Annotated in this window: 25 protein-coding genes; 12 read left to right on the forward strand and 13 right to left on the reverse strand. The window is 73.2% G+C overall.

What is annotated here, in order from left to right; all coding sequences use genetic code 11:
* Nucleotides 1–11: 11 nt before the first annotated feature.
* Nucleotides 12–257 (reverse strand): exodeoxyribonuclease VII small subunit, encoded by a 246-nt coding sequence (locus ASF38_RS10045; RefSeq protein WP_056553229.1) that lies wholly within the window; start codon nt 255–257, stop codon nt 12–14.
* Nucleotides 247–1,461, reverse strand: a complete 1,215-nt coding sequence (gene xseA, locus ASF38_RS10050; RefSeq protein ID WP_056575642.1) for an exodeoxyribonuclease VII large subunit — start codon at nt 1,459–1,461, stop codon at nt 247–249. Before xseA ends, ASF38_RS10045 begins: the two co-directional genes overlap by 11 nt.
* Nucleotides 1,462–1,701: 240 nt before the next feature.
* Here xseA and ASF38_RS10055 point away from each other — a divergent pair, with 240 nt between their 5' ends.
* Complete coding sequence (locus tag ASF38_RS10055) at nt 1,702–2,691, forward strand: 4-hydroxy-3-methylbut-2-enyl diphosphate reductase (protein ID WP_055964747.1); 990 nt, start codon at nt 1,702–1,704, stop codon at nt 2,689–2,691.
* 136 nt (nt 2,692–2,827) lie between these two features.
* Here ASF38_RS10055 and ggt read toward each other — a convergent pair whose 3' ends face one another.
* The gene (gene ggt, locus ASF38_RS10060; protein WP_056575645.1) at nt 2,828–4,660 is read right to left on the reverse strand and encodes a gamma-glutamyltransferase; all 1,833 of its coding nucleotides are present in this window, start codon (nt 4,658–4,660) and stop codon (nt 2,828–2,830) included.
* Between the two features lie 128 nt (nt 4,661–4,788).
* Here ggt and ASF38_RS10065 point away from each other — a divergent pair, with 128 nt between their 5' ends.
* Nucleotides 4,789–5,229, forward strand: coding sequence for a YdeI/OmpD-associated family protein (locus tag ASF38_RS10065; protein WP_056575649.1), 441 nt, complete (start codon nt 4,789–4,791; stop codon nt 5,227–5,229).
* Here ASF38_RS10065 and ASF38_RS10070 read toward each other — a convergent pair.
* Genes ASF38_RS10070 through ASF38_RS10080 form a run of 3 tightly spaced genes read right to left on the reverse strand, consistent with a single transcriptional unit; the run spans nt 5,219 to nt 6,940 of the window.
* The gene (locus ASF38_RS10070) at nt 5,219–6,049 is read right to left on the reverse strand and encodes a bifunctional 2-polyprenyl-6-hydroxyphenol methylase/3-demethylubiquinol 3-O-methyltransferase UbiG (protein ID WP_056575652.1); all 831 of its coding nucleotides are present in this window, start codon (nt 6,047–6,049) and stop codon (nt 5,219–5,221) included. The two genes, ASF38_RS10065 and ASF38_RS10070, sit on opposite strands and share 11 nt — an antisense overlap.
* A 3-nt stretch (nt 6,050–6,052) precedes the next feature.
* Nucleotides 6,053–6,520 (reverse strand): DUF6542 domain-containing protein, encoded by a 468-nt coding sequence (locus ASF38_RS10075; protein ID WP_056575654.1) that lies wholly within the window; start codon nt 6,518–6,520, stop codon nt 6,053–6,055.
* 60 nt (nt 6,521–6,580) lie between these two features.
* Entirely contained in the window at nt 6,581–6,940 is a 360-nt protein-coding gene (locus ASF38_RS10080) for an antibiotic biosynthesis monooxygenase (RefSeq protein WP_056553214.1), read from the reverse strand.
* Between the two features lie 38 nt (nt 6,941–6,978).
* Here ASF38_RS10080 and ASF38_RS10085 point away from each other — a divergent pair, with 38 nt between their 5' ends.
* The 5 genes from ASF38_RS10085 to ASF38_RS10105 all read left to right on the forward strand — a co-directional run bounded on the left by ASF38_RS10085 (nt 6,979) and on the right by ASF38_RS10105 (nt 10,252).
* The gene (locus ASF38_RS10085) at nt 6,979–7,563 is read left to right on the forward strand and encodes a GNAT family N-acetyltransferase (RefSeq protein WP_056575657.1); all 585 of its coding nucleotides are present in this window, start codon (nt 6,979–6,981) and stop codon (nt 7,561–7,563) included.
* 9 nt (nt 7,564–7,572) lie between these two features.
* Nucleotides 7,573–7,854 (forward strand): hypothetical protein, encoded by a 282-nt coding sequence (locus ASF38_RS10090; protein ID WP_056575659.1) that lies wholly within the window; start codon nt 7,573–7,575, stop codon nt 7,852–7,854.
* A 46-nt stretch (nt 7,855–7,900) separates the two neighbouring features.
* Nucleotides 7,901–8,989 carry a redox-regulated ATPase YchF gene (gene ychF / locus ASF38_RS10095; protein ID WP_055964773.1) on the forward strand — a complete coding sequence of 363 codons (1,089 nt, stop codon included), beginning with the start codon at nt 7,901–7,903 and terminating at the stop codon, nt 8,987–8,989.
* A 220-nt stretch (nt 8,990–9,209) separates the two neighbouring features.
* Nucleotides 9,210–9,548 (forward strand): glyoxalase superfamily protein, encoded by a 339-nt coding sequence (locus ASF38_RS10100; protein WP_056575663.1) that lies wholly within the window; start codon nt 9,210–9,212, stop codon nt 9,546–9,548.
* Nucleotides 9,545–10,252 carry an MOSC domain-containing protein gene (locus ASF38_RS10105; protein ID WP_056575666.1) on the forward strand — a complete coding sequence of 236 codons (708 nt, stop codon included), beginning with the start codon at nt 9,545–9,547 and terminating at the stop codon, nt 10,250–10,252. The genes ASF38_RS10100 and ASF38_RS10105 overlap by 4 nt, the downstream gene beginning before the upstream one ends.
* A gap of 99 nt (nt 10,253–10,351) precedes the next feature.
* On the opposite strand, the gene ASF38_RS10110 is transcribed toward ASF38_RS10105, so the two are convergent.
* Nucleotides 10,352–10,765 carry a hypothetical protein gene (locus ASF38_RS10110; protein WP_056575669.1) on the reverse strand — a complete coding sequence of 138 codons (414 nt, stop codon included), beginning with the start codon at nt 10,763–10,765 and terminating at the stop codon, nt 10,352–10,354.
* 2 nt (nt 10,766–10,767) lie between these two features.
* On the reverse strand, nt 10,768–11,253 hold the full coding sequence (locus ASF38_RS10115; protein WP_056575672.1) for a DinB family protein: 486 nt from the start codon (nt 11,251–11,253) through the stop codon (nt 10,768–10,770).
* Nucleotides 11,254–11,324: 71 nt separating this feature from the next.
* Here ASF38_RS10115 and rnhA point away from each other — a divergent pair, with 71 nt between their 5' ends.
* Entirely contained in the window at nt 11,325–11,798 is a 474-nt protein-coding gene (rnhA, locus tag ASF38_RS10120) for a ribonuclease HI (RefSeq protein WP_056575675.1), read from the forward strand.
* Between the two features lie 212 nt (nt 11,799–12,010).
* Here the strand turns inward: rnhA and ASF38_RS10125 are convergent, their stop codons facing one another.
* Nucleotides 12,011–12,331 carry a hypothetical protein gene (locus ASF38_RS10125; RefSeq protein WP_056575676.1) on the reverse strand — a complete coding sequence of 107 codons (321 nt, stop codon included), beginning with the start codon at nt 12,329–12,331 and terminating at the stop codon, nt 12,011–12,013.
* 111 nt (nt 12,332–12,442) lie between these two features.
* The gene (locus tag ASF38_RS10130; protein WP_056553190.1) at nt 12,443–13,672 is read right to left on the reverse strand and encodes a YibE/F family protein; all 1,230 of its coding nucleotides are present in this window, start codon (nt 13,670–13,672) and stop codon (nt 12,443–12,445) included.
* A gap of 27 nt (nt 13,673–13,699) precedes the next feature.
* Here ASF38_RS10130 and ASF38_RS10135 point away from each other — a divergent pair, with 27 nt between their 5' ends.
* On the forward strand, nt 13,700–14,497 hold the full coding sequence (locus ASF38_RS10135) for a phosphotransferase (protein WP_235497642.1): 798 nt from the start codon (nt 13,700–13,702) through the stop codon (nt 14,495–14,497).
* Between the two features lie 69 nt (nt 14,498–14,566).
* Entirely contained in the window at nt 14,567–15,457 is an 891-nt protein-coding gene (locus ASF38_RS10140; RefSeq protein WP_055964802.1) for a bile acid:sodium symporter family protein, read from the forward strand.
* Here the strand turns inward: ASF38_RS10140 and ASF38_RS10145 are convergent.
* Together ASF38_RS10145 and ASF38_RS10150 are read right to left on the reverse strand one after the other, a co-directional pair.
* Complete coding sequence (locus ASF38_RS10145) at nt 15,399–16,145, reverse strand: YqjF family protein (RefSeq protein ID WP_235492902.1); 747 nt, start codon at nt 16,143–16,145, stop codon at nt 15,399–15,401. The two genes, ASF38_RS10140 and ASF38_RS10145, sit on opposite strands and share 59 nt — an antisense overlap.
* Before the next feature lie 4 nt (nt 16,146–16,149).
* On the reverse strand, nt 16,150–17,760 hold the full coding sequence (locus ASF38_RS10150; protein ID WP_056575682.1) for an ATP-binding cassette domain-containing protein: 1,611 nt from the start codon (nt 17,758–17,760) through the stop codon (nt 16,150–16,152).
* 243 nt (nt 17,761–18,003) lie between these two features.
* Here ASF38_RS10150 and ASF38_RS10155 point away from each other — a divergent pair, with 243 nt between their 5' ends.
* Complete coding sequence (locus ASF38_RS10155; protein ID WP_055966307.1) at nt 18,004–18,438, forward strand: cupin domain-containing protein; 435 nt, start codon at nt 18,004–18,006, stop codon at nt 18,436–18,438.
* Nucleotides 18,439–18,475: 37 nt separating this feature from the next.
* Nucleotides 18,476–18,754 carry a hypothetical protein gene (locus ASF38_RS10160; protein WP_056575686.1) on the forward strand — a complete coding sequence of 93 codons (279 nt, stop codon included), beginning with the start codon at nt 18,476–18,478 and terminating at the stop codon, nt 18,752–18,754.
* Nucleotides 18,755–19,259: 505 nt separating this feature from the next.
* Here the strand turns inward: ASF38_RS10160 and ASF38_RS10165 are convergent.
* Nucleotides 19,260–21,362 carry a prolyl oligopeptidase family serine peptidase gene (locus ASF38_RS10165; RefSeq protein WP_055966312.1) on the reverse strand — a complete coding sequence of 701 codons (2,103 nt, stop codon included), beginning with the start codon at nt 21,360–21,362 and terminating at the stop codon, nt 19,260–19,262.
* Nucleotides 21,363–21,383 lie beyond the last annotated feature (21 nt).

Consider the following 21,383-nt stretch of genomic DNA (forward strand, 5'->3'; position numbering starts at 1 on the left):
GTCGATCCCGGTCAGGCCTCGTCGTCCTCGTCGCCGTCGTGGCCGGCGGCACGGTCGAGCCGCGCTCGGGCGCCGTCGAGCCACCGCTGGCAGACGGCGGCCAGGTGCTCGCCGCGCTCCCACAGGGCGAGCGACTCCTCCAGGCCGACGCCACCGTTCTCGAGCCGCTGGACGACGCTGACCAGCTCGTCGCGGGCCTGCTCGTAGGAGAGCTCCTGCCCGTCGGGCTCCGTCTCGGGGGCGGGGTCAGTCGTCATGGCGGGTCTCCTCGGTGCGGTCGGTGGTGACGTGGGCGCTGCCGTCGGGCAGGCGCACGACGAAGGCGTCGGGGACGTCGTGGACCGACGTGAGCACGTGCCCGTCGGCGGTCTGGGCCACGGCGTAGCCGCGCTCGAGCGTGGCCAGTGGCGACAGGGCCCGCACTCGCGCGAGGTGGTGGCCGACGGCGTCGTGCTCGCGGTCGAGCCGGTGCCCGAGCGCCCGGTGGGTGCGTTCGCGCAGGTGCGCCAGGGCGTCCTCCTGGGCGTCGACGAGCGTGAGTGGCGCGGCGAGCACCGGCCGGGAGCGCAGCTGGGCCAGCGCGTGCGCCTCGTGCGCGACGAAGCCCGAGACGGCCCGGCGCAGGCGGGTGCGGGCACCGGCGAGCCGGTCGTTCTCCTCGGCGGCGTCGGGGACCACCCGCTTGGCGGCGTCGGTGGGTGTGGACGCGCGGACGTCGGCCACGAGGTCGAGCAGCGGTGTGTCCTGCTCGTGGCCGATGGCGCTGACCACCGGCACGCGGCAGGCGTGGACGGTGCGCACCAGGGCCTCGTCGGAGAACGGCAGGAGGTCCTCGAGCGACCCGCCGCCGCGCGCGACCACGATGACGTCGACCTGCGACGCGAGCTCCTCGACGGCGGCGGCCACGGCGCGGGCCGAGCCGCTGCCCTGCATGAGGGCGTGCCGGACCTCGAACCGCACCCCGGGCCAGCGCAGCCGGGCGTTCTCGAGCACGTCGCGCTCGGCCGCCGAGGCGCGGCCGGTGACCAGGCCGACGGTGCCGGGCAGGAACGGCAGCGGCTTCTTGAGCCGGGCGTCGAACAGGCCCTCGGCGGCCAGCAGCTGCTTGCGGCGCTCGAGCTGGGCGAGCAGCTCTCCCTCGCCGGCGGGCCGGATCTCGCGGATCTGCAGGGTCAGCGACCCGTTGGGCTCGTAGAACTCCGGCTTGGCGTGCACGACCACCCGCGCGCCCTCGGTGACCGGGGCGGGGGACGCGTCGAGCACCGAGGCGTGGCACGTGGCGCGCACCGAGAGAGTGGCGCGCAGGTCGCGCAGGACGAGGAAGCAGATGCCGGGACGACGGGTCAGCTGGGCGACCTCGGCCTCGACCCACACCGGCCCGAGCCGGCCGACCCACTGCCCGATGAGCGTGGAGACCTGGCGCAGCGGCGCGGGGGAGTCCGCGCTCGTGTCCAGGGCCATGGCCCACACCCTAGGAGGTGGCCCCGACGCTCCGCGCCGCCCACGGCCCTCCCCGTCCCGGCCCGTCGGAGGCAGGTGACGCACCGAACGAGCCCTCAGAGGTAGGTGACGCACCGAACGGCTCGCCCGGAGGTAGGTCTCGCACCTCGTCGACGGCCGATGAGGTGCGAGACCTACCTCCGAGGCCGGAGGCGGCGGCGGACGTCCTCGACGTCTGCCCCCGGTCGTTACGATGAGGTCATGACGACCAACGTGCACCTCGGCATGCCCCCCGTCGGCGGGAGCGTCCTCCTCGCCGACCCGCGCGGCTACTGCGCAGGCGTCGACCGCGCCGTCATCACGGTCGAGAAGGCGCTCGACCTCTACGGCGCCCCCGTGTACGTGCGCAAGCAGATCGTGCACAACAAGCACGTCGTCAACACGCTGGCCGACCGTGGCGCGATCTTCGTGGAGGAGCTCGACGAGGTGCCCGAGGGCGCCACGGTCGTGTTCTCCGCCCACGGCGTGTCGCCGATGGTGCACGCCGAGGCGGCCGAGCGGAGCCTCAAGACGATCGACGCCACCTGTCCGCTGGTCACCAAGGTGCACCACGAGGCGCGTCGGTTCGCCGCCGACGACTACCGCATCCTGCTCATCGGTCACGAGGGCCACGAGGAGGTCGAGGGCACCGCGGGCGAGGCTCCCGAGCACATCACGCTCGTGCAGAGCCCGGCCGACGTCGACGACCTCGAGTTCCCCGAGGGCACCAAGCTGTCGTGGCTGTCGCAGACCACCCTGAGCGTCGACGAGACCATGGAGACGGTGCGCCGGCTGCGCGAGAAGTTCCCGCAGCTGGAGGACCCGCCGTCCGACGACATCTGCTACGCCACCCAGAACCGTCAGGTCGCGGTCAAGGAGATCGCGAAGGACGCCGACCTGGTCATCGTCGTCGGCTCGTCGAACTCCTCCAACTCGGTGCGCCTCGTCGAGGTCGCGCTCGAGGCCGGCGCCAAGGCGTCGTACCGGATCGACGACATCAGCGAGTTCGACGAGGCCTGGCTCGACGGCGTCGAGACCGTGGGCGTCACGTCCGGCGCCTCGGTGCCCGACGACCTCGTGCAGGACGTGCTGACGTACCTCTCGGAGCACGGCCACCCCGACGCCGCCGCCGTCCGCACCGCCGACGAGACCCTCACCTTCGCCCTCCCGCCCGAGCTGCGCAAGGACATGAAGGCCGCCGGCCTCGTCTGAGCAGTCCCACGATTCCCATCAGGTGATGGGAATCCCCCACTCACCTCGGTGTTCCCTCCAGGGTCAGCGAGGAAGAACCAGGGGGAGCTCGTGATTCCCATCAGGTGATGGGAATCGCCGACCCGGGTCGCGGCGCTCAGCGCCGCCGGTCGGGCTTGACGACCAGAGCGGTGCCGCCACCGCGGCGCTCGGGCTCGGCGACCGCGATGAGCCGACCGCGCCGGTCCTGCTCGATCGCGGCGGCTGCGCCGATCTCGGCCTGCGAGGTGAAGGCGTCGCCCGACGGCGTGAGCTGCTGGCCGAATGGGGCGAGCAGCGAGCCGTACTGCTCGATGAACGCGGGCTCGGCGGGCGTCACCGCGACGTTGCGCTGCGACGCGCGCGGTGCGGCCACGGCCTGCGGCAGGGTCATGCCGAGGTCGATGCGGTTCACCAGCACCTGCAGCACCGTGGTGATGATGGTGGCGCCGCCCGGCGAGCCGACGACGTACTTCACGCGGCCACGGTCGAGCACGATGGTGGGCGACATCGACGAACGCGGACGCTTGCCGGGCTCGATGCGGTTCGGGTCCTTCGGGTCGTAGACGGCCGTGAAGTCGGTCAGCTCGTTGTTGAGCAGGAAACCGCGGCCGGGGACGGTGATGCCCGACCCACCGGTCTGCTCGATCGTGAGCGTGTACGAGGCGGCGTTGCCCCACCGGTCGACGACGGACAGGTGGGTGGTGGAGATGTTCTCGGTGTCGGGCTTCTCCTCGTTGGCCACCGTGGCACAACCGGAGCCGTCCAGTGCGCCGGCGGCGACGGGGCGGCTCGACGCCTTGGTGGGGTCGATGGTGCAGGCCCGCGAGTCGGCGAAGCGCTGGCTGAGCAGCGTCGACGTCGGCACGCCCGGCACGTCGCCGACGTAGGCGGCGCGGTCGGCGAAGACCCGGGCGGAGGTCTCGAGGAACAGGTGCAACGACGTGCCGAGGCGCTGCCCCCCACCGAGCCGGAACCCCTCGAGGATGTTGAGCGCCTCGCCCACCGCGATGCCACCGGAGGACGACGGCGCCATGCCGAACACGTCGAGGCCGCGGTAGCGGGCCCGTGTCGGCGCCTGGCGGTCCACGCGGTACCCGGCGAGGTCGCGCTCGGTCATGGAGCCGGCGGGTGCGGGCAGGTCGGCGGCAGGGTCCTTGGGCGGTGCCTGCACGGTGCGGGCGACGTCGCGGGCGACCGCGCCGGTGTAGAAGGCGCGTGGTCCCTTCGCCGCGAGGAGCGAGAGCGTGCGGGCGAGATCGGGGTTGCGGAACGTGCTGCCGACCTTCGGTGCGTCGCCGCCCGGCAGGAACAGCTTCGCCGTGGCGGGGAAGGCCGCGAAGCGCTCGGCGTTGTCGAGCGTCTGGCTGCGGAACGTCTCGTCGACACGGAAGCCCCTCGAGGCCAGGGCGATGGACGGCGCCAGGGCCTTGCGCAGCGACCACCTGCCGTGGTCGCGCAGCGCCGCCTCCCAGGTGGCCGGGGTGCCGGGGACGCCGACGGCCACGCCGGACGAGACGAGGTCGGGCGTGAACGGGTAGGGCTCGCCGGTCGCGGGGTCGATGAACGCGTCACGGGTGATGCCGGCGGGCGCGGTCTCACGGCCGTCGATCGTCGACACCTTCTTGCGCTTCGCGTCGTAGTAGACGAAGTAGCCGCCACCGCCGATCCCGGCGCTGTAGGGCTCGGTGACGCCCAGCGCCGATGCGGTGGCCACGGCGGCGTCGGCCGCGTTGCCGCCACGCTTCAGCACCTCGAGTCCCACGCGGGACGCCTCGGCGTCGACGGACGACACGGCTCCACCCGAGCCGACGGCGGTCGACGAGCCTGAGGGTGGTCGCGGGGCCGGCGTGCCGGCCTCGGCGGCCGACGTCGTGGCGACGAGCGCGGTGGTGGCCAGCCCGACGGCGAGCAGGCCGGTGCTGAGGCGGACGGACGTGCGTGCGGTCATGGTGCGACCTGCTTCCCCCGAAGTCGGCCCTGGCTGGGCCGGGTCGTGTCCACGCTAGGCAGCCCCCGGACCCCTGGCAACCCCACGCGGACGAGACCTACGCTGACTCCCCGACCCCAGGAGGACCCATGACAGAGCTGCGCATGACCACGACGCTGGAGCCCCGCGGGCCGGCGGCGGCCGTCGTGCTCACCGACGAGCAGGTGGCCGGGCTGGGCGACGGGAAGGCGTTCCCCGTGGCCGTGACGATCGGTGGGACGACGGTGCCCTTGCGGCTGGCCCGGATGGGCGGCGAGAACCTGGTGGGACTCAGCAAGGCCGCCCGCGCCACGTTGGGCGTCGAGGTCGGGCAGACCGTCGACGTGGTGATCCGGCGCGACGACGCCCCGCGCGAGGTCGAGGTGCCACCGGCGCTGGCTGAGGCGCTGGGGTCCGCCGGTCTCCGCGCCGCCTTCGACGCGCTCGCCCCCTCGCGGCGCAAGGAGCACGCGCGCAGCGTGGCCGACGCGAAGGGCGACGACACCCGGGCCCGCCGGGTGCAGAAGGTGCTGGACGCCCTCAGCGGCTGAGGCTCGCGACGATCGTGAAGCTGGCGGCGAGCCGCTCGGGCCGCTCGGTCAGCCGGTACTCGCCGGGCGCCTCGGGGTGCGGCGTCATGTGGCCCGGCAGCGCGACCCACGGCACGCTGTCGTGCTCGAGCACCGTCTCGAGGACCATGCCGTGCTCCATGAGCGCGGTGAGGATCTCCGCGAGACCGTGCGCCCACTCCCGGGACGGCAGCCCGGGCAGCGTGTGGTCGGCCGGGTCGACGTAGGACGCGGTGTCCTCGAAGACGAGGGGCTCGACGTGCTCGGCGTACGGGTAGACCAGCTCGATGCGGTCGTCCACGACGTCGAGGGTGCCGAGCATGGGGTGGCAGTCGCGGAACACCAGCCGCCCGCCGGGGCGCAGGAGCGCAGCGACGGTGGCGGCCCACCGGTCGATGCTGGGCAGCCAGCAGATCGCACCGATGCCGGTGTAGACGAGGTCGAAGCGTTCGCGGCCCAGCGCCTCCGGTGCGTCGAACACGTCGGACTCGACGTAGCCGATGTCGGCGCCGACCTCGGCCGCGAGCGCGCGGGCCTCCGCGAGCGACGCGGGGGAGAGGTCGAGCCCGGTGACGGTGGCCCCGAGGCGGTGCAGGCTGAGGGTGTCGGTGCCGATGTGGCACTGCAGGTGCACCGTGTCGAGGCCGCTGAGGTCGCCGAGCCGTGGCAGGTCGAAGCGGACGACGTCGCTGATCGCGGCCGAGTCACGGCGGTAGCGGTCGAGGTCGTAGGACGCCGCGGCGGCGTGCCGTGCGGCACGGCTGTCCCACATGGCGCGGTTGAGCCGCAGGTACTCCTCCACGGGTCAGACCGTGCGACGGGCCGGACGGGCGACCCGCGCGCGACGCGGGTGGTGGGGGTCGGTCACGATCCGGGCCACGACCGCGACGAGGGCCAGTCCGTGGCCGACCATGAGCGTGACGCCGCGGTCGATGACGCCGGTGAGGGTGCGTCCGAACCAGCCGGTGCCGTCGGGCAGGCCGGAGACCTCGACCGCGTCGGGCGATGCGGCCGCCACGACGCCCACGAACACGAGGAGCAGCACGGGCGGCAGGACGCCGGCCGGCAGCAGCGAGCGGACGTCGACCGCGAGCGGCACCGTGACCACGACGAGCACGAAGCCCACGGAGAAGATCAGGCCGAGGCGACCGTCGGTGACGACGTCGAGCGTGGTGATGGCGGCGAGGGCCATCGTGGCGAACAGGATCGACTGCCGGGCCCCGAGATCGTGACGGGCCAGTCCGGCAGGCGAGGGTGCCACGGAGGCTGCCATGCCTGTGACGCTAGGGCATCGGACCGACAGAGTCGTGGCGGCGCGCTGGAACGGCGGGTCTCAGGCGGGTCCGGCCGTGGGGTCGGCTGCCGGGTTGCCGGGTGATCCGCCGGCGACCTGGTACGACCAGACCTCGCTGTGGGTCGACACCGGCTTGGGCGCGTCGCCGCCACCGCGCTCGGACTCCGACCGGTGGCCGTGCGCGAACGACGGCGAGGCCAGCCAGGCCTGGAACGCGTCCTCGTCGCGCCAGCGGGTGATGACGAGCCACTGGGTGCGCTCGTCGGTGGGCTGCAGCAGCTCGAAGCCCTCGAACCCGTCGGCGTCGTCCACGGCACCGGCGCGGGCGGCGAAGCGGTGGGCCAGCTCGTCGCCGGCGTCGTCGGGCACGGTGATGGCGTTGATCTTGATGACGGTCATGCGGCCATCGTGGCACCTGGGTCCGTACGCTCGGGCCCATGCTCACCGGGTCGGACTTCCCCGAGCGCGTGGAGACGCCGCGGCTCGCGGTGCGCCGCTTCGTCGACGCGGACGCCCCGAGGGTGCTCTCGATCCTCTCCAGGCTCGACGTGATCCGCTGGCTCGACAACCCGCCGTTCGTGCCCATGGCCGACCTCGACGCCGCCCGCGCGTGGGTCGTGCGGGTCAACGCTCGCGAGGCCGAGGACCCGCTGCAGGCGTGGCGCGCGTTGGAGGTGCGCGAGACCGGGGTGATGGCGGGGACGGTGCTGGTGTCGCGGATGGAGCGCATCGACGGCGGGTTCGTGGGGGAGTACGAGCTGGGCTGGCACCTGCACCCCGACAGCGCCGGGCACGGGTACGCCACCGAGGGCGCGGCGGCCCACGCCCGCAGCGCCTTCGCCGCCGGACACGCCTCGCTCGTCATCGGCATGTACCCCGACAACGCGCCGTCGGCGGCGGTGGCTCGGCGGCTCGGCGCGGAGGACCTCGGCGAGGTGCCCGACGACCCCTGGTACGGCGGGGTCAGCCGGCACTTCACGCTGCGTCCCGAGCACCTCGACGCCACCGAGAAGCGGGAGTAGGTTCGCCGCATGAGCACCTGCACGCAGTGCGGCAGGCGTCCCGGCGCCCACGAGACCGTGTCGGGGCGGCTGCTGTGCGGCGACTGCTACCGCCGGCTCGCCGAGTTCTCGGGCGCGGGCTCGGCCATGGTCGGCGGCGCGTCGCCCGAGCAGGCCGTGGGCACCGGGCTGGCCACCGGCGGCTGGGCCGGCGCTGCGGACGGGGAGACCGCGGCCCTGCGCCGACGTCGGGCCAAGCTGGCCGCGACCGAGGGCTTCTGGCGTCGCCTGTGGGTGCGGGTCTGGGGCTGATGCGCGCCGTCGGGCCGCGTGAGCCGGACCAGTAGGCTGGTTCCTCGTGGCACTCAGCATCGGCATCGTCGGACTCCCCAACGCGGGCAAGTCGACCCTCTTCAACGCCCTGACCAAGAACGACGTCCTCGCGGCGAACTACCCGTTCGCGACGATCGAGCCGAACGTCGGCGTGGTCGGCGTGCCGGACTCGCGGCTCGAGAAGCTCGCGGAGATCCACGGCTCGGCCAAGATCCTCCCGGCGACGGTCCAGTTCGTCGACATCGCCGGCATCGTCCGCGGCGCGTCCGAGGGCGAGGGCATGGGGAACGCGTTCCTCTCGCACATCCGCGAGTCCGACGCGATCTGCCAGGTCACCCGCGTGTTCCGCGACGAGGACGTCACGCACGTCGACGGCAAGGTCGACCCGAGCAGCGACATCGAGACCATCTCGACCGAGCTGATCCTCGCGGACCTGCAGACCGTCGAGAAGGCGGTCCCGCGGCTCGAGAAGGAGTCGCGCAAGGACAAGTCGCTCGCGGCCCAGCTGGCCGAGGTGCAGAAGGCCCAGACTGCGCTCGAGGCCGGCACCGGAGTGCTCAACGCCGGGCTCGACCTCGCGCTCCTGCGCGACCTGCACCTGATGACCGCCAAGCGGTTCCTCTTCGTCTTCAACTGCGACGCCGACGAGCTGGCCGACGAGGCCCTCAAGCAGAAGATGCGCGACATCGTGGCCCCCGCCGAGGCCGTGTTCCTCGACGCCAAGAGCGAGGCCGAGCTGGTCGAGCTGGGTGACGACGAGGAGGCCGAGGTCATGCGGGCGGAGATGCTCGCCGAGATGGGCGTCGAGGAGCCGGGCCTCGACGCGCTGGCCCGCGTCGGCTTCGACACCCTCGGCCTGCAGACCTACCTGACCGCCGGGCCCAAGGAGACGCGCGCCTGGACGATCCCGAAGGGCGCCACCGCCCCCGAGGCCGCCGGCGTGATCCACACCGACTTCCAGAAGGGCTTCATCAAGGCCGAGATCGTCTCCTTCGACGACCTCGTCGAGGCCGGGTCCATGGCCGCAGCGAAGTCGGCCGGCAAGGTCCGCATGGAGGGCAAGGAGTACGTCATGGCCGACGGCGACGTGGTGGAGTTCCGCTTCAACGTGTAGGTCGCAGCCCATCCAGCCCATCCGGCCGAGTCGGACGTGGTCGCGCGGCCCGTCGTTCGCGGGAAGGTCCTCCCGTGGAGGACGCCTCGGATCCGGTCGCAGCGATCCCCAGGTAGGCAAGCCATCGAGCCCGTGACGCGGAACGTCGAGGTCGTCGCCGGGGCGGCGTCGGGTCGTCGTCCTGTGGACCGACTGATCTCCGTCGTGTGAGGGTGACGCCATGAGCCGTCAGAAGGTCTCCGCCGTCCCGATCCTGCGTGTCGCCGACGTCGATGCGTCGCTGCCGTGGTGGGCGCGGCTCGGGTTCGTCGAGGAGTTCCGCCACGTGTTCGAGCCGGGGTTCCCGCGGTTCGTGGGCGTGGTGCGCGACGGCTGCCGGGTGTACCTGTCAGAGCACACGGGCGACGCTCCCGGACCGTCGCTCGTCTACCTGTGGGTGCCCGACGTCGATGCGATCGCGGCCGACCTCGGCGCCGAGGTGGAGGACAACCCGTGGGCGCGTGACTGCGAGGTGGTCGACCCCGACGGCAACCGGGTGCGGGTGGCGACGGCTCCGTGACCGCCTCCGACGCGGGACGCCCCACGGTGGTCGCCCTGCGTCGCTACCCGGTGAAGTCGATGGGTGGCGAGGCGCTGCGCAGCGTCGAGCTCGACGCCCGCGGGCTGGTGGGCGACCGCTGGTACGCCGTGGAGGACGAGGACGGTCGCTTCGCGTCGGGCAAGGACAGCCGCCGCTTCCGTCGGCGCGACGCGGTGTTCGAGCACGCGGCGCGCACCACGGACTCCGGTGAGGTGGTCGTGTCGAGCGGGGCGGGCACGTGGACCGTGGGCGACGCGGTCCTCGACGCCGAGCTGAGCACCGTCATGGAGGCTGCGGTGGGGGTGCTGCCGGAGGCGGGCGTCGGGCACCAGGACCAGGGGGCGGTGTCGCTGGTCGGCACGGCCACCCTCGCGTGGTGCGCCGAGCGGTGGAGCGTCGACGCGGACCCGCGTCGGCTGCGCGTCAACGTCGTCGTCGACACCGACGAGCCGTTCGTCGAGGAGACCTGGGTGGGTCGTTCGCTCACCCTCGGGAGCGTGGTCCTTCGCGTCGTCGAGCGGGTCCCGCGGTGCCGGATGGTCGACGTCGCGCAGGACGGGACTTCCGCGGAGGGGTCGTTGCTGAAGCACCTCGGCGCGGAGCGTGACCTCTGCCTGGCGGTGTACGCCGACGTCGAGACGCCCGGCGTCCTCGCGGTCGGAGACCCCCTGCACCTCGCCTGAGCGACACAGCCGCGGGCAAGGATGCTTCCTTCACGCGGCACGGTCCACGCGAAGGGAGAAGCCCTGATCGCGCAGAGGGAGAATCGTGCGTGGCCCGGGTCAGCCGAGGGCGAGGAGCGACAGGACGAGGCCGGTCCACGCCGCGGCCGTGCGGGCGAGGTCGGAGCGGGCCAGTCGGCGCAGCAGCGCCGGGGTGGGGCCGTCCGACCCGAGCCGTCCGTGGGTCGGAGCGGCGACCGAGGCCGTGAGCAGGAGGGCGACGCCGTGCGCCGCGACCGCCGCCAGCACGAGCGGGCGCGGATCGGCCAGCGCGGCCCACCCGCCCACGGCGAGGAGTGCGGCGTAGAGCGGGGCCACGAGCGCGACGATGCGCCTCGAGTGCGCCTCGTGCGCGGCGGCGAAGCCCTTGCGCCCGACCGCGGCGAGTGCTGGGTAGACGACCACCGACACCGTGGTCTGGAACGCCGCGTGCGCGGCGCCGACCACGGCCAGCGCCACGACCGGGTCGATCACGCTCAGTCCGTGCCGACGGGGCGCCGCGCGATGAGCTGCTCCACGAGGATGTCGCCGTGCCCGGCGTGCCGGGCCAGCTCGGCGATCATGTGGCCGTAGAGGTACCGCAGGGAGACCGGGCCGTCGTGCCACGGCCAGGTCTCGTCGAGGTCGTGCTGGGCGGCCACGACGCGCGAGCGGTCACAGGCGTCGTCGTAGTCGGCTCGCACCGACTCGATGGTGTCGTCCTCGACCAGCTCGAAGCTCTCGGCCGGCGTGCGGGGCAGGCGCAGGTCCTCGCGCGGGACGCCGGCCACGCGCGAGTGGAACCAGACCTTCTCCACGAACGTCGCGTGCTTCACGAGGCCCAGGACGGTGGTCATCGACGACACGAGCCGGGTGCGCGCCTCGGCGTCGTCGAGCTCGTCGAGCAGCAGGGCGATCTCGGTCCGCTGCGCGTCGAGCAGACCTTCCAGGACGGTCCGCTCGTCGGCGGTGTGCAGGCTCATGACCGCCACGCTACGCGCCCCGGCGGTGCGCACCCCCGCGCGCGGCCGTCGGGTGCGAGGATGGGCCCGCCATGTCGACCGAAGCCCTGCAGACCGCTGTCGTGACCATCCACACCGACGGGGGATGCACGCCGAACCCGGGTCCGGGCGGCTGGGGCGCGGTGCTGCGCTACGGCGCGCACGTGCGCGAGCTGTGCGGCGGCGAGCCGGGCTCGACGACCAACAACCGGATGGAGCTGACGGCGCCGATCATGGCGCTGGAGATGCTGAACCGGCCGAGCACGGTGCACCTGCACACCGACAGCACCTACGTGCGCAGCGGCATCACGTCCTGGCTCGCCGGGTGGGAGCGCAACGGCTGGCGCACGGCGGCGAAGCAGCCGGTCAAGAACGTCGACCTCTGGCAGCGGCTCAAGGCCGCGTGCGACCGGCACGAGGTGGAGTGGTTCTGGGTGAAGGGTCACTCCGGGGTCAGCGACAACGAGCTGGCCGACCAGCTGGCCACGCGGGGGATGCGCGAGGCGATGGGCGCGCGACGAGCCTGAGGCTCAGCGGCGGCGGGAGGAGCCGGTCCGCAGCGCGTCGAGGGCCTGTGCGCCCATGAACGCGTAGAAGCCGATCGTGCTCGCGAGGATCGTGCGGGCGGTCTGCATCCCTCGACGGTAGGGCCCTTCGTCCCGGGCCGCCTCCTGAGAACCGCGACTGGGGCGACCGTCCCAGGACGAGGTCGCCGAGGAGCCGGGTCGTCCGGGCGTCGTCAGTCGTGCGTCGGAGGGCGGGAGATCCGGATGGAACGCGGCGATCCGTCGGGGTTGCGCCGGACCTGGCCGTGGCGCTCGTCGTCGTCCTCGTCGGGCGACGGCATGACGTGGGCGGCACGCTTCTGCCGCTCGAGCTCCTCCTTGGCGTCGGCACGCGAGGGGCTGAAGAAGTTGTCCATGACGCCCATGCCGTTGCCCATCGTGCCCAGGCCCTCGCGGCCGCCGGGCTTGTCGAGTGAGCGTTGGAACAGGTACAGCGCTAGCACCAGCACGGCCAGCACGGCCACGGCGAACAGCACGATCCCGACCCACTCCATGTTCTGAGGGTACGCACGCCACCGCGCTCCGGCCCGCGTCCTGACGCGCTTGCGTCGGTTCGTCCGACGCAGACCCGAACGCGTCGAAACGCGGGGTGGGGGTGGGGAGAGTCAGGCGGGGGCGCGGCGGTGGCCGCCCGCGTGCTCGGGCTCGTCCTCGGCCGCGGGGGCCAGGGCGACGGCGATCGCGGTCGTCACGGGAACCGCGAGGACGAGTCCGATGGCACCCACGAGCGTGCGGACGATCTCCTGGCCCAGCTCCTCGGTCGACGCCATCTCGCCCAGGGGCCGGGAGTACGCCGTGATGAGCAGCAGCACCGTCATCGCCGAGCCCGCGTACGCGAACACGAGCGTGTACACGCTCGAGGCGATGTGGTCGCGGCCGATCCGCATGGCCGACGTGAACAGCTTGGCCGCATTGGCGGTCGGCTGGAGCGCGCGCATCTCCCACACCGCGCTCGCCTGGGTCACGGTCACGTCGTTCAGCACGCCGAGCCCCGCGATCACCATCGTCGCGGCCACGACCCCCGACATCGACAGGTCGGGCACGGTGGCCACCAGCGTCCGGTCGTCCTCGGAGCCGATGCCGGTCAGGCTCGACCAGTCGGTCGCCAGCGCGCCCATGAGCGCCGTGGCGACGATGCCGAAGTACGTGCCGAACAGGGCGCTGGTGGTGCGGATGCTCACCCCGTGCGCGAGGTACAGCACGAGCGTCATGATCACCGTCGAGCCCACGATCGCCACCGGGAGCGCGGACCTGCCGGCCAGCAGGGCCGGGAGGATGAACTGCATGAGCGCGAGCAGCGTGACGCCGATGCCGACGAGCGCGAACAGGCCACGCCAGCGGGCGACCGCCACGACCAGCACGGCGAACGCGATGGCGAGGGCCAGCAGCGGGAAGCTGCGCTGGAAGTCGTAGAACTCGAACGTCGCCTCCTGGCCCGCGGGCGCGATGCGGATGACCTCGATGTCGTCGCCGACGTCGATGCCGGCCTGGAAGCGCGCCGAGTCGAGCACGAACGAGGCGTCGCCGGCGTCGGTCTCGGCCGTCACGTTGGCGCAGTCGCCCGCCACGGTGGGCAGGTTGTCGGGACCGACGCCACCCGAGCCGCAGTCGAATGGCTTGACGGCGGTGACGGTGGCGTCGACCAGGCTGACACCCTCGCCGCTCAGCGGGTTGGCGTCGCGCGGGACCTCCGACGCCGACGGCCACAGCATGACCATGGCGACGACCGCCACGAGCGAGATGGCCCCCACCACGACGGCGAGGGTCGCGGCCAGGCCCCGGCGGGGCGGGCCGACGTCGAGGTCGTCGAGGGAGTGCGCGTGTCCGTGAGCCACGGGAGACAGCGTGCCACGATGGGCCACGTGAACGACGCACAGGACACGGGACCGGACGACGGAGGAAGCGCCGACGTCGAGTACCTGCCGGGTGCCGTCGGGGGAGCGATCCGCATCGGACGCACCGTCCGCCGCCCCACGGGGCCCTGGACGCCGGCCGTCCACGCCCTGCTCGACCACCTCGCCGCGGAGGGCCTCGGCGGTGTGCCACGGGTCGAGGGCCTCGACGAGGAGGGCCGCGAGGTGCTCAGCTACGTCGAGGGTCGCGGCGTGCCGGTCGACCAGGAGGTCGTGCTCGACACGGTGCTGGTCGAGGCGGTCACGTGGCTGCGTGAGTACCACGACCTGGTGGAGGACTTCCGCCCCGACGAGCCGCTGCGGTGGCGCGGCACCGGCGACGAGCCGGTGCTCCTGGAGGCCGACCAGATCATCTGCCACCACGACCCCGGCGCGTACAACTGGATCATCCAGAGCGGCCACTTCGTCGCGATGATCGACTGGGACATGGCGGGCCCCGGGCGTGCGATCGACGACCTCGCCTTCTTGGTCTGGACCGGCATCCCGCTCTACCGCGACATCGGCGCGCAGGAGACCGCCCGACGTCTGGACCTCGTCGTGGAGGCCTACGGGGAGTGGGGCCCGGTGACGCTCCTCGACGCCGTGGTGGCGCGGATGACGACGGCCAGCGAGCGGATCGCCGCGGGCATCGCCCGGGGAGATGCAGGCATCGCGAACCTGCAGAAGGTCGGCGAGCCGCAGCGCACGCGCGACCGCGTGGCGGCCTTCCGGGAGCGGATCCCCGCGATCCTCGACGCCCTTCCCTGACCGACAGGACCACTCCATCGACCGGAGCGCCGACCAGGATGTGACCCGCATCACTCCTAGGATTCGCCCATGGACTCCGCGCTCTCGACCGTCGGGCTGCCCATCGCGCTCGGGATCATCATGTTCGGGCTGGGCCTCTCGCTCACGCCCGACGACTTCCGGCGCGTGGCCCGCCACCCGAAGGCGGTCACGGTGGCCCTGGCCTGCCAGCTCGTCGTGCTGCCGGTCGTCTGCTTCGGCCTGGTCACCGCGTTCGACCTCGACCCGCTGCTCGCCGTCGGCATGCTGCTGCTCGCCGCGTCGCCGGGTGGCACGTCGGCCAACCTCTACAGCCACCTGTTCCGGGGCGACGTCGCCCTGAACGTGTCCCTGACGGCGATCAACTCGATCATCGCGATCGGGTCGTTGCCGCTCATCACCAACCTCGCGATCGCCCACTACGGGCTCGACGACGAGGTGTCGCTGCAGTTCCGCAAGGTCGTCGAGGTCTTCGTCGTCGTGCTCGCCCCCGTGCTCGTGGGCATGCTCGTGCGCGCGAAGAGCCCTGGCTTCGCCCAGCGCGCCGACAAGCCGGTGCGCATCGCGTCGGCCGTGATCCTGCTGGTCCTCGTGCTCGGGATCCTGGCCAGCACCGGCTCGGACGCAGGTGACTACCTGGCGCAGGTGGGCGCAGCCGCCACGCTGTTCTGCGTCGTGAGCCTCGTGGTCGGGTTCTTCGTGCCGCGGCTCGTCGGCCTCACGCCGGCGCAGGCGGTGGCCAGCTCGTTCGAGATCGGTGTGCACAACGCCACCCTGGCCATCTACGTGGCCGTCGAGGTGCTCGACGACACCGACATCTCGGTGCCGGCGGCGGTCTACGGTCTGCTGATGTTCCCGCTCGCAGCGGTGTGGGGCGTGGTGCTCACCCGAGTGCTGCTGCCCGGCGAGGGACGGCGCCGCGCGGCGTCCCGAACGTCGTGAAGGTGCCCTCGGACCACAGCACCGACGTCGGCTCCGTGGCCGCCAGCCCGGGAAGGCCGGCCGCCTCGACCAGGGTGTCGTCGATCGACACCAGCTCGGCGCGGTGCAGCGGCCACGCCCGGTGCGTGTTGGGGACCCACCAGGTCCGGCCGAGGACCCGGGTGTGCAGCCCGAACCGGGCGGTCACGAAGTGCTCCAGCTCGCTCGGCTCGTGGAGCGGCTCGACGGGGCGCACCTCGATCCGCCCGCCCGCCCCGCGCGGCCCCGGCCAGCGACGACGCGACGTGTAGCGGTGCCGGTCGTCGTGCTGGTCGACCCGCATCCGGGCCCAGGTGTACGGCGTGCCGAAGACGATCCGGGCCAGGGCCGACACGAGCAGCCGTGAGGACTCCAGCGACAGGAACACCACGCCGTGGCGGCCTGCGTCGTCGACCGAGTAGAGGCGCACGTTGGTCTCGTGGAACGTGCCCAGCCACGGCACCGCGGGCCCTGTCCCGAACCCGGCACGTTGCATCCGGAAGGGGATGAGGCCCACGTAGGTGCTGCCGTCGAGCACGTCGGGGCGCACCCCGGGCGGCATGAATCGCTCGACGGTCGACGGGTCGACCGCCCAGTGCACGAAGGCGATGTCGGCCCACGTCTGGCGCATGATGCTCGGCCCGTCCAGCGGGGGTCCGTCGGGGTTCACGCTCCTAGTCTCGTGCGGGTCGCACCGGTCCGCTGGGCGACGGGAGCGCCACCCGGCGGTCGAGCTCGAGCTCGTCGAGGAACCGCTCGTCGTGGCTGACCACCAGGAGTGCCCCCCGGTAGCCGCGCAGCGCCTCCACGAGGTGCCCGACGCTCACGAGGTCCAGGTCGTTCGTCGGCTCGTCCAGCAGCAGCAGCTGGGGCGCGGGGTCGGCCAGCAGCACGCACGCGAGTGCCGCCCGCAGCCGCTCGCCCCCGGACAGCGTCGCCACGATCCGCTCCGCCGCACGGCCACGGAACAGCAGCCGTGCCAGCTGGGCCCGCACGTGCTGGGGGTCGGCCCCCGGAGCCACCCGACGCACGTTCTCGAGGACGGAGGCGTCCTCGACCGGGAGCGTCGGCCGCTGGGCGAGCCTGCCGACGGGCACGCTCACGGTCGCGGACCCGGCGGCCGGGGCGAGCCGGCCGAGAGCCACCTCCAGGAAGGTGGTCTTGCCGCTGCCGTTGGGCCCGGTCAGCGCCACACGCTCCGGCCCCCTCAGGTGCAGGGCCACCTCGGTGCCGACGTGCGGGAGCACGAGCCCCTCGGTGACCAGCACGTCACGGGTGCGCGGAACGGCCGTGTCGGGCAGCTCCAGGCGGATCTCGCGGTCGTCGCGGACCAGCTCCTCGGCCGCGTCGAGGTCGGCTCGTGCGCGGGCCACGTGCTCCTCGTGCGCGCCGCGGAGCTTCCCGGCCGACACCTCGGCCGCCATGCGCCGGCCGTGGGCGACGATCTTCGGCACCCGCTTCTCGGCCTCGGCCTTGTGCGCCGTCCGCTTCCGCTGGGCGAGCTTGGCGCGGGCCTCGACCAGCTCACGTTCCTGGCGCCGCACGTCCGCCTTGGCGTCGCGGACGGCGCGCCCCGCCGCCTCCTGCTCGGCCGCCACGACCCGCTCGTAGACGGAGAACCCGCCCGTGACGGTGCGCACCCGTCCGGCGTGCACCTCCACGATCGTGTCCATGCGCTCGAGGAGCTCGCGGTCGTGGCTCGCGACGAGGGCGACCCCGCCGAACGCGCCGAGCGCCGACGTCAGGTGCGCGCGGGCGCGTCGGTCGAGGTTGTTCGTGGGCTCGTCGAGCAGCACCACGTCGGGCCTGCGCAGCAGGCGGGCGGCCAGGGCCAGCAGCACGAGCTCGCCGCCGGAGAGGCTCGACGCCTCGCGCGACAGGCCGAGCGAGCCGAGCCCGAGCCGAGCGAGCCAGGCCGCGGCTCGTTCCTCGACGTCCCAGTCGTCCCCGACCCGGTCGAAGTCGGCCTGGTCGGTGCTGCCCGCCTCGATGGCGCGCAGGGCGACGAGGGTGTCGGCGACGTCGAGGACGTCGGCCACGGTGAGCCCCTCGACGGTCCGCACCGGGTCCTGCGGCAGCAGCTCCAGCGACCCTGTGGTCAGGAGGGAGCCGCCCGTGGGGACGAGGTCGCCGTGAGCGAGGCGCAGCAGCGTGGACTTGCCGCTGCCGTTGCTGCCGACGAGCCCGTGCAGCCCGGGCCCGAGGTCGAGGTCGACGTCGGACAGGGCGGGTGCGCCGTCGGGCCAGGTGTGGGTGACGTGGTGGAAGGACAGGGATGCAGCCATGGGGGCCTCCTGAGGGTCGTGGCGGGCTGGAGCGGTGTGAGCCGCGCGAGCGCGCCGTCAGGAGGACACGACGTCAGGACGTCCCGAGAGTCCGGGCAGGCGCCCGGGGTCGCAGGAGCAACCGTGAACGAGGTCGACGAGGCGCGCAGCGTCGAGCGGACGCGCGCAGGGCTCGGACCTCAGAGCTTCACGGTGGCAGATCACCTCACGGATCGGGGACCCCCAGGCTACTACCGTGCGGCCATGAGCTCCACCCCCTCCGAGGCACCTGCCACCGCACGTCGGCTCGGTCTCGAGCCCCACCCCGAGGGCGGGTGGTACCGGCAGACCTGGCGCTCCCCGGTCGACGTCACGCTGCCCGACGGACGGGTCCGACCCACCGCGACCCTCATCTGGTTCCTGCTGCCCGCGGGCGAGTCGTCGGCGTGGCATCGCGTGGCGTCCGACGAGCTGTGGCTCGCGCACACCGGGACCGTCGTGCTGGAGCTCGGGGGCGACGGTCGGGCGCCCGCTGCCGGGCAGCGGCACCACGTCGGCGTCGGGGCGGGGGAGTCGAGCCAGGTGCTCGTCCCTGCAGGGCGGTGGCAGCGCACCGTCCCGACCGACGAGGAGGCGCTCGTCAGCTGCATGGTGTCGCCGGGCTTCGACTTCGACGACTTCACGCTGCACCACGGCTGAGTCCCGCCCCTCCGAACCCCGTCCTACCATCGTCGCCATGAGCGAGATCTGGTTCGACGAGCGCGACGACGCCGACGAGCTCGTCAAGGCGCTGGAGGCCGAGGGCTACACGGTGACCGCCCGACGCGAGGGCTTCGCGGGCGAGGACGACGCCGAGGACCATGCGTGGGCGGTCGTCGTCGAGCCCTTCGACGAGCGGGTCGTCGAGATGGTCGACGTGTACGGCGGCTGGCTGCCGGGCGACGAGCGGCTGTCCGAGGATGCTCCGGCCCTCGACCTGCCCGACGGCCCGAAGCGGCTGAAGCGGGAGGGGTAGGCGTCGTCCTCGTCCTGTCCTGCGGCTGCGCTGGCTCGGCGGGTGCTGGTCCTGCGGGTGCGCTGCCTCGGCTCTGCGCGGAGGTGGGCCCCGAAAAGGGCCTCGACCGGGGAGCTGGGTGCGTGGTGGCCCGGGTTCTCGGGCCTGCGTCCCGTCGCTCCCGGGAGGTAGGTGGCCCGCGCTACGGGCGAGGCTGGAGGTAGGTGGCCCGCGGATGGAGACCCGCTATCCGCGCGCCACCTACCTCTGACTTCCGCATTCGGCGTGTCATCTACCGCTGACCGCCCAGCCGCGGCCCGGGAGCTCGACCGACCCCTGGCCCACCGTCAGGTCGAGGCCCTTTCGGAGACCAGACCGACTCGGAGCGGAAGCAGCGCAGCCGCAGGTCGAGGAGGGACCGGCAGCGCAGCCGCGGGTCGACGAAGGACCGGCAGCGCAGCCGCAGGTTGACGAAGGACCGGCAGCGCGGCCGCAGGTCGAGGATGGTCCGAGCAGCGCGGAGAGCTCAGGCCCCGAGGTGGGTCCGCAGGAAGTCCACCTGCAGCACCTTGAGGTTCTCGGCCACGACCTCCTGGGGCGTCATGTGGGTGACGCCCGACAGGGGGAGCACGGTGTGCGCCTTGCCGGCCGCGAGCAGGGCCGACGACAGGCGCAGGGTGTGCGCGGCCACCACGTTGTCGTCGGCCAGGCCGTGGATGAGCATGAGCGGACGCTCCAGACGCGGGGCGAGCGGCAGCAGCGAGTTGCGGTCGTACACGTCGGGCCGCTCGTCGGGGTGCCCCAGGTAGCGCTCGGTGTAGCAGGTGTCGTACAGGCGCCACTCGGTCACGGGAGCGCCGGCCACCGCGGCGTGGAAGACGTCCGGTCGCGCCAGCACGGCCAGGGCGGACAGGTAGCCGCCGTAGGACCAGCCCGTGATGCCGACGCGCGAGGTGTCGACGTCGTCGGGGAAGCGCTCGGCCACGCCGGCGAGTGCGTCGACCTGGTCGGCCAGGGTGACCTCGGCGAACGCGTCGAGGATCTCCCGCTCCCACACCGCCCCGCGACCAGGCGTCCCGCGACCGTCGGCCACGATCACGCAGAAGCCCTGGTCGGCCAGCCACTGCGCCTCCAGGAACATGCGGGCCGACGCGAGCACGCGCTGGGCGTGCGGACCGCCGTAGGGGTCCATGAGCACCGGCAGGCGGCGTGAGCCCCGCACGTGGTCACGCGGGAAGAGGACGGCGGCGCGGAGCTCGCGCTCACCGACCGACACGACGGTCACGTCGGGCTCGAACGGCGCCGGCTCTGCGACGACCGACAGCTGCGTGGTCTCGGCCGTGCCCTCGCGGTGCACCGTCAAGGTGGTGCCGACCGCGTCGAGCGCGGAGCGGCTCACCACCGTGGTCCCGCCGCCGACGGCCGCACCGTGCACGGCCTGGCCCGACGTGAGCGGCTCGACGTCGGACGTCCCGCCCAGGCCGACGCGCAGCACCTGCACCTCGGTGGGCTCCGCCGACGCGGTCACGACCACCGCGTCGGGGTGGGTGCTGACGATGCCGCGCACCTGCCACTCCGACGACCCGACGGGCGTGCCGTCGACGACGAGCCGACGCGAGCCGTCCACGTCCTCCACGGTGACCAGACGGCCACCGGGCGCACGGCGCGGCGCGCTCGTGACCTCCACCCATGCCGCGTCGGAGAGCTCGCGCAGCGTCTCGGTGGAGCCGTCCGCGACGTCGACCGACAGCACGCGGGCGCTGCGCTGGTCGCGGCTCAGCACCTGCAGCACGGGGGCGCCGTGCTCGGTCCACGTGACGCTCGAGAGGTACTCGAACCGTTCGCGGTCCCACTGCACCTCGGTGCGGGTGCCGTCGAGCGCGACGTGCCAGAGCGTCACCTCGCTGTTGGGGGTGCCGGCGGCCGGGTAGCGCTGGGCGACCGGCTCGCGGTCGGGGTTCTCGGGGTCGGCCACGTGCCAGACCTGCACCGGGGCGTCGTCGTAGCGCTCCACGAGCAGCGAGGAGCCGTCGGGGGCCCACCAGAACCCGCGGTACCGACTCATCTCCTCCGCGGCGATGAACTCGGCCTGGCCCCAGACCTGCGTCGCCGTGTCCGGCGCCGCCAGCACCTGCTCGTCGCCGGCCCTCTCCTCGCCCTGCAGGTCCACGACCCGGAGGGCGCCGTCGGCAGCGGCGTAGGCCACCCGTCGTCCGGTGGGGTCGACCCGCGGGTCGATCACGCCGTCGACGGTGGGCAGCTCGTGCACGGCCCCGGCAGCCAGGTCCACCGCCCACGCCTTGCCCGAGAGGGCGAAGGAGGCCCACCGCCCCGCCGTGTCGACGGCGTAGTCGACGACACCGGCGCCGGTCTCCCGCGAGCGCTCCCGTCGCGCGCGCTCGGCCGCCGACAGCTGCTCGCCGTCGGCGAGGAGGGCGTCGGGGTCCACCAGCACCCGCTCCTGCCCGGTGGCCACGTCGTGGGCCCACAGGGCACCGGTGCGGCTGACGCCGTCGGCGGTGCGCACGAACCACACGGTGCCGCCGTCCGGCGAGACCGTCACGTTGCGCGGGATGCCGAGCGTGAAGCGTGCGGTGCGGGCGGCGAGGCGAGGGTAGGAGACCGTCATGGCACCCATCTCACCATCCGT

It is taken from the genome of Aeromicrobium sp. Leaf272 (assembly GCF_001422865.1).
Lineage (GTDB): Bacteria > Actinomycetota > Actinomycetes > Propionibacteriales > Nocardioidaceae > Aeromicrobium.